This is a genomic window from Streptomyces thermovulgaris, assembly GCF_002155915.1.
GTDB classification, from domain to species: Bacteria; Actinomycetota; Actinomycetes; order Streptomycetales; family Streptomycetaceae; genus Streptomyces; species Streptomyces thermovulgaris.
In genome coordinates, this window is the sequence record NZ_MUME01000182.1 from 1 (window position 1) to 6,661 (window position 6,661).

Annotated in this window: 5 protein-coding genes; 2 read left to right on the forward strand and 3 right to left on the reverse strand. The window is 70.9% G+C overall.

What is annotated here, in order from left to right:
• Window positions 1-117: 117 nt before the first annotated feature.
• Window positions 118-2,706 (reverse strand): aminopeptidase N, encoded by a 2,589-nt coding sequence (gene pepN, locus CCN35_RS15975; protein WP_067398964.1) that lies wholly within the window; start codon window positions 2,704-2,706, stop codon window positions 118-120.
• 135 nt (window positions 2,707-2,841) lie between these two features.
• On the opposite strand from pepN, the gene CCN35_RS15980 reads away from it, so the two are divergent.
• The gene (locus CCN35_RS15980; RefSeq protein WP_086793236.1) at window positions 2,842-3,516 is read left to right on the forward strand and encodes a mycothiol-dependent nitroreductase Rv2466c family protein; all 675 of its coding nucleotides are present in this window, start codon (window positions 2,842-2,844) and stop codon (window positions 3,514-3,516) included.
• 264 nt (window positions 3,517-3,780) lie between these two features.
• Here CCN35_RS15980 and CCN35_RS15985 read toward each other — a convergent pair whose 3' ends face one another.
• Both CCN35_RS15985 and CCN35_RS15990 read right to left on the reverse strand, forming a co-directional pair.
• Window positions 3,781-4,428 carry a superoxide dismutase gene (locus CCN35_RS15985; RefSeq protein WP_067398962.1) on the reverse strand — a complete coding sequence of 216 codons (648 nt, stop codon included), beginning with the start codon at window positions 4,426-4,428 and terminating at the stop codon, window positions 3,781-3,783.
• Between the two features lie 142 nt (window positions 4,429-4,570).
• Complete coding sequence (locus tag CCN35_RS15990; RefSeq protein ID WP_067398960.1) at window positions 4,571-5,956, reverse strand: amino acid permease; 1,386 nt, start codon at window positions 5,954-5,956, stop codon at window positions 4,571-4,573.
• Between the two features lie 435 nt (window positions 5,957-6,391).
• Here CCN35_RS15990 and CCN35_RS15995 point away from each other — a divergent pair.
• The coding region (locus tag CCN35_RS15995) for a biotin transporter BioY (RefSeq protein WP_211285531.1) at window positions 6,392-6,661 on the forward strand (270 nt) is incomplete at its 3' end.

A 6,661-nucleotide genomic window follows, 5' to 3' on the forward strand; every position in this document is an offset into this window, starting at 1 on the left:
ACACGCCGTAACCCCTGGTCCCCGGGGGGTGGACCAGGGGTTACGGCCTGTTGTGCCGGAATTTCGTAACGATGACTGCGCGCTCGACCTTTGGCCAGAGCTACCAGGGCTAGGGGGTCATGCGGCCGTGGACCCGGCTGCCGCGTCGCACTCCTGTCCGCGCAGGGCCCGGGCCAGGTCGTCCCGCGCCTCCAGGACCAGCCGGCGCAGGGCGGGCGCGGCCTGCTCGTGCGCGGCGAGCCACGCGTCCGCCGCCTCCAGGGTCTTCGGCGAGTCCTGGAGCCACGGGAACAGGCCCCGCACCACGTCCATCCCGATCTGGATGGACCGCTCGGTCCACACCCGCTCGATCGCCTCGAAGTACTTCGGCGCGTACGGCGCGAGCAGCTCCCGCTGGGAGGGCTGGACGAAGCCCGCGATCGTCGCCTCGACCAGCGCGTTCGACAGCTCGTCCGACTCCACCACCTGCGCCCACGCCTGCTCCTTGACGGCGGCCGAGGGGCGTGCGGCCAGACAGCGCACCTGGTGCCGCTTGCCGGAGGCGGTGTCGTCACGGGCGAGTTCGTCGGCGAGCCTCTTCTCGTCCGCCACCGCGTGCGCCGCCAGCGGCTCCAGGAACGCCCAGCGCAGCTCCTGGTCGACCTCCAGCCCCTCGATCCGCTCCGTGCCGTCCAGCAGGCCCTGCAGCAGCTCCAGGTGGTCCGGGGCGGAGGCCGTCGTGGCGAAGAAGCGCGCCCACGCCAGCTGGTGCTCGCTTCCCGGCTCGGCCTGCCGCAGTTCGGCCAGCGCGCCCTCGGCCAGCAGCCGTCCGCCCGTCTCGCGCCACTGCGGCGCCGCGTAGTGCACGAGCGCCGACTCCGCCCAGGTGTGCAGCATCTGCAGCACCCCGATGTCGGACTCGCGGCCCGCGAAGCGCAGCACCAGGCCGATGAAGTCGCGGGCGGGCAGCAGCGCGTCCCGGGTCATGTTCCACAGCGCCGTCCAGCACAGGGCGCGGGCCAGCGGATCGGTCAGCGCGCCCAGGTGCTCCCGCAGGGTGGCCAGCGAGGTCTCGTCGAAGCGGATCTTGCAGTAGGTGAGGTCGTCGTCGTTGACCAGCACCAGCTCCGGGGCGTCCTGGCCGGCCAGCTCCGTCACGACCGTCCGGGCGCCGTCCACGTCCGTCTCGGCACGCGCGTACCGCTCCAGCGTCCCGTCCCCGGAGCGCCGGTACAGGCCCACCGCCACGCGGTGCGGGCGCAGCTCGGGGTGGGACGGCGCGGCCTCCTGCAGGACGGCCAGCTCCTCGACGGTGCCGTCGGCGCCCAGCGTCACCTGCGGGGTCAGCGAGTTGACCCCCGCCGTGCGCAGCCAGGCCCGCGCCCAGGTGCCCAGGTCCCGGCCGCTGGTCTCCTCCAGGACCGCCAGCAGGTCGCCCAGCCGGGTGTTGCCGTAGGCGTGCCGCTTGAAGTAGCGGCGGGCGCCCTCCAGGAACGCGTCCCGGCCGACGTACGCCACCAGCTGCTTGAGGACGCTGGCGCCCTTGGCGTAGGTGATGCCGTCGAAGTTCAGCTTGGCGTCCTGCAGATCGCGGATGTCCGCCGTGATCGGGTGCGTGGAGGGCAGCTGGTCCTGCCGGTACGCCCACGCCTTGCGGCGGTTGGCGAAGGTGACCCAGCCGTCGGTGAAGCGGGTCGCCTCGACCAGCGCGAAGGAGCCCATGAAGTCGGCGAAGGACTCCTTCAGCCACAGGTCGTCCCACCACTCCATGGTGACCAGGTCGCCGAACCACATGTGCGCCATCTCGTGCAGGATGACGTTGGCCCGTGCCTCGTAGGAGGCCTGGGTCACCTTCCCCCGGAAGATGTACTCCTCCCGGAAGGTCACCAGGCCCGGGTTCTCCATCGCGCCCAGGTTGTACTCCGGCACGAACGCCTGGTCGTACTTGCCGAAGGGGTAGGGGTAGTCGACGTGGTCGTGGAAGAAGTCCAGGCCCTGCTTGGTGACCCGGAAGATGTCGTCGGGGTCGAAGTGCCGGGCGAGCCCCTTGCGGCACAGGGCACCGAGCGGGATCCGCAGCCGCGTGCCGTCCTTGAGCACCCGCTCGTAGGTGTCGGTCACATAGTGGTACGGCCCCGCCACCACACAGGTGATGTACGTCGAGATCGGCTTGGTCTCGGCGAACCGCCACACCCCGTCGTGCAGCTCGCCCGCCCCGTTGCTCCACACCGTCCAGCCCTCCGGCGCCCGCACCTCGAAGCGGAAGGGCGCCTTGAGGTCGGGCTGCTCGAAGTTCGCGAAGACCCGGCGGGCGTCGGCCGGCTCGTACTGGGTGTAGAGATAGACCTCGCCGTCCTCCGGGTCGACGAAGCGGTGCAGGCCCTCGCCGGTGCGGGAGTAGGCGCACTGGGCGTCCACGATCAGCTCGTTGTCGGCGGCCAGGTCCTCCAGGACGATCCGGGAGCCGTCGAAGACCTCGCTGGGATCGAGGTCCTTGCCGTTGAGCGAGACGGCGGTGACGCTGGGCGCGATCAGGTCGGCGAAACTGGAGGCACCGGGCTCGTTGCAGCGGAAGCGGATCGTGGTCACGGACCGGAACGTCCGCGGCTCCTCCCCGGTCTCCTCGCCCACTGCGGATCGCACGTCCAGGGACACCTCGTATCCCTCGACGGACAGCAGCGCGGCCCGCTCCCGGGCCTCGTCGCGGGACAGATTCTCACCGGGCACGGACGGTACTCCCTCGATCGTGTTCTGGATGAGGACAGCAATGATCCTGCCATGTGCCCCTGACACGTGGCAGCAGGGAATGTGCGGACGAGCGGTCGGTGTTGGCCCTGGAAAAAGCGACCGTTGAGGAGAGCCATGCCCGAGACCACCGCCACCGCGACCCCGTCGTCCGGCAGGACCCCCGTCGACTTCTGGTTCGACCCGCTGTGCCCCTGGGCCTGGATGACCTCCCGGTGGGTGCTGGAGGTGGAGAAGCTGCGGGACATCGAGGTCCGCTGGCACATCATGAGCCTGGCGGTGCTGAACGAGTCCCGCATGGACGAGCTGCCCGAGGAGTACCGCGAGATGCTCGCCACCCAGGCGTGGCCGCCGGTGCGCGTGGTGACCGCGGCCTGGCAGAAGCACGGCGAGCAGGTCCTCGGCCCGCTCTACACCGCGCTCGGCACCCGCTTCCACAACCGCGGCGAGGGCGCCACCCGCGAGGCCATCGCCGCCGCGCTGGAGGACACCGGCCTGCCCGCCGACCTGATCGACTACGCCGACCAGGAGGACTTCGAGTTCGACGCCGAGCTGCGCGCCTCCCACAAGGAGGGCATCGAGAAGGTCGGCCAGGACGTCGGCACCCCGATCATCGCCGTCCCCGGCCCGGACGGCGAGCAGATCGCCTTCTTCGGCCCGGTCGTCACCCCCGCCCCGAAGGGCGAGCAGGCCGCCCGGCTGTGGGACGGCACGCTGGCGGTCGCCTCGATCCCCGGCTTCTACGAGCTGAAGCGCACCCGCACGGTGGGCCCGGACTTCAGCAACCTGTGACCCGGCGGGCCGGCGGAAGCCCTCCGGGAGGCTGAAGCCCTCCGCCCGGCGCCGGCGGGGCCGGATCGCTTTGCGGAGTGCGCCGGAAAGGGACCGTCCGTGCGCGGATGCCGCCCCGCGGGTCCGGTCCGCCGGGCCCGCGGGGCGGTTTTCGGGCGGAAGCCCCCGCGAGCATGTCCTCGCGGGGGCTTCCTTGTGCCGCCTGCCTGCGTGAAGGGTGAGAAGACGATCACGTGGCAGGGCGCCTCGTGGGGGGTGCGGGGTTCATGGGGCGAGAAGCAGCACGTCCGTACGGGACTTCGCGGCGGCGTAGCGCTTGGCCACGTCCTGCCAGTCGACCACCTTCCACATCGCCTCGACGAAGTCGGCCTTCTGGTTCTTGTACTGAAGGTAGAAGGCGTGCTCCCAGGCGTCGAAGACCAGGATCGGGGTGGAGCCCTGGCCGACGTTGCCCTGGTGGTCGTAGACCTGTTCGACGATCAGCCGGCCGCTCAGCGGCTCGTAGGCGAGGACGCCCCAGCCCGAGCCCTGGGTCGTGGCCGCGGCCTTCGACATCTGGGCCTTGAACCTCTGGAACGACCCGAAGGACTCGGCGATCGCGTCCGCCAGCTCGCCCAGCCCGTCCTTCTCCAGCGGCTCGCCGCCGCCCTCCTTCGGGCCGGTCATGTTCTGCCAGTAGATCGAGTGCAGGATGTGACCGGAGAGATGGAAGGCCAGGCTCTTCTCCAGGCCGTTGATCGCCCCCCACTGCTCCTTGTCCCGTGCCTCCTCGAGCTGCTCCAGCGTGTCGTTGGCGCCCTTCACATACGCCGCGTGGTGCTTGTCGTGGTGCAGCTCGATGATCTCCGGGCTGATCACCGGCGCGAGCGCGGAGTAGTCGTACGGCAGCTCAGGAAGCGTGTAGACGGGCATGGCGGATCCCCTCCGGCCTGTTATTGCAACAGAATTGCAACTACAAGCTATCAGCGACAAGCTTGCCGCGCGCAAGACCGCACGCACGACGAAGGCCCCCACGTGTCCCACGTGGGGGCCTTCCGGTGCGGTGGGCGGTGCGTCAGCCCCGGGCGCGCCGGCGCTGCCAGACGTACCCGGCCGCCGCCAGGACCAGGGTCATCCCGCCCGTCGAGTACAGCTGGACGCGGGTGCCGGGATCCCGCGCCATCAGGACGAACACCGCCGTCATGCCGGCCAGCGCGGTCCAGGTGAGCCAGGGGAACGCCCACATCCGTACGACCAGCCTCCCGGGCGACGTGGCCTCCAGCCTGCGCCGCAGCCGCAGCTGGGAGGCGGCGACGAAGAACCAGACGACGAGGATCACCGCGCCGATCATGTTCAGCAGCCAGGAGAAGACGTCGTTCGGCCGCCAGTAGCTGAGCAGCACGCACACGAAGCCGAAGAAGCAGCTGCCCAGCACCGCGATCCGCGGGACCCCGCCCGAGACCTTCGCCAGCACCCGGGGACCCTGACCGCGCTCGACCAGGGAGTACACGATGCGCGAGGCGCCGTAGATGTTGGCGTTCATCGCGCTCAGCAGCGCGACCAGCACCACCGCGTTCATCAGCTGGCCGGCGCCCGGGATGCCGAGACGGTCGAGCGCGGCGACGTACGGGCCCTTCGTCACGATCTCCTCCGAGTCCCAGGGGACGAGGGTGACGACGACCGCCATCGAGCCGATGTAGAACAGCGCGATGCGCCACATCGCCGTCCGCACGGCGCGCGCCACGCCGCGCGTCGGGTCCTCCGACTCGGCCGCCGCGATGGTCACCGTCTCCAGGCCGCCGTAGGCGAAGACGGAGGCGAGCAGACCGACGATCAGGCCGTCGGCGCCGTTCGGGAAGAAGTCGGTCAGGTGCGAGACGCCCGGCGAGTCGGTGCCGGGCAGCACACCGGCGATCGCGAGCGCGCCGAGGGCGAGGAACAGGACGATCGCGCCGACCTTCAGCGCGGCGAACCAGAACTCGAACTCGCCGAAGTTCCGTACCGCCGCCAGGTTCGTGCCGCAGAACAGCGCCATGAACAGCGCCACCCACGCCCACTCCGGCGTGCCCGGCAGCCAGCCGGTGACGATCTTCGCGGCGCCGATGCCCTCCAGGCCGACCGCCGTGCACAGCAGCACCCAGAACGCCCAGCCCGCGGTGAACCCGGCCCACGGGCCGAACGCCCGCTCGGCGTGCGCGGAGAAGGACCCCGACGACGGATACGCCGCCGACATCTCGCCCAGCATCCGCATCACCAGCATCACGAGCAGGCCGGACAGGGTGTAGGCGACGACGATCGAGGGGCCGGCGGCGGCGATGCCCGCGCCGGATCCGACGAACAGACCGGCGCCGATCACTCCGCCGAGGGCGATCATCGACAGGTGACGCTGCTTCAGGCCGTGGGAGAGGGAGGAGGTGTCGTCCGCCCGCCCGGGGCGTTCGACGGCGGTGGTGCTCGGCATGGGGTGACTCGTTCGATGTGGGGGGACAGGTGCACAAACGGACCCAGTCTGGGCGGCTTTCCCGTCGAAGGGAGAGACCGCCCAGCATGCGGACACCCGTGGTGCGCAGAGTGGGACGGCGGTCACACGGCGGGAGCCGCGACCGCCGGCCGGCGACCGACGGACGGAGGCGGAGGGCCGAGCGGGCGGTACGGGCAGCGGACGGGGAGCCATTTGGCGGGATCCCACAGTCCCCCGCCGGGCCGAAGAAGTGTCGAAGACCGCTTCACCTCAGTGACCGGTATCACGCCCCGGCAGGTGTACGGCTCTTCCTTTGTACGAGGGTGACCAACCGTCCGTTCCCGCCTTGTCGAACGCCGACGGTGATCGCCGCATGACCGCTGGGATAGCGTCACCGTGTCCCGAAGCACCTTCATCCCGCCCGGAGACCCCCCAATGAGCACCGCTGCCGTCACCCCTGCCCGTACCGGCATCGTCCTCGCCGACCTGCTGCCCGCGTCCCGTGTCCGGGACGTCGCGCTCGTGGTGGGCGGTGCCGCGCTCACCGGAGTCGCCGCCCAGATCGCGGTGCCCGTGCCGGGCTCCCCGGTGCCGGTGACCGGCCAGACCTTCGCGGCCCTGCTGGTGGGCACCTCGCTCGGCGCCGGCCGCGGCTTCCTCTCCCTCGCGCTGTACGTGCTCGCGGGCGCCGAGCGAGGTGCCCAC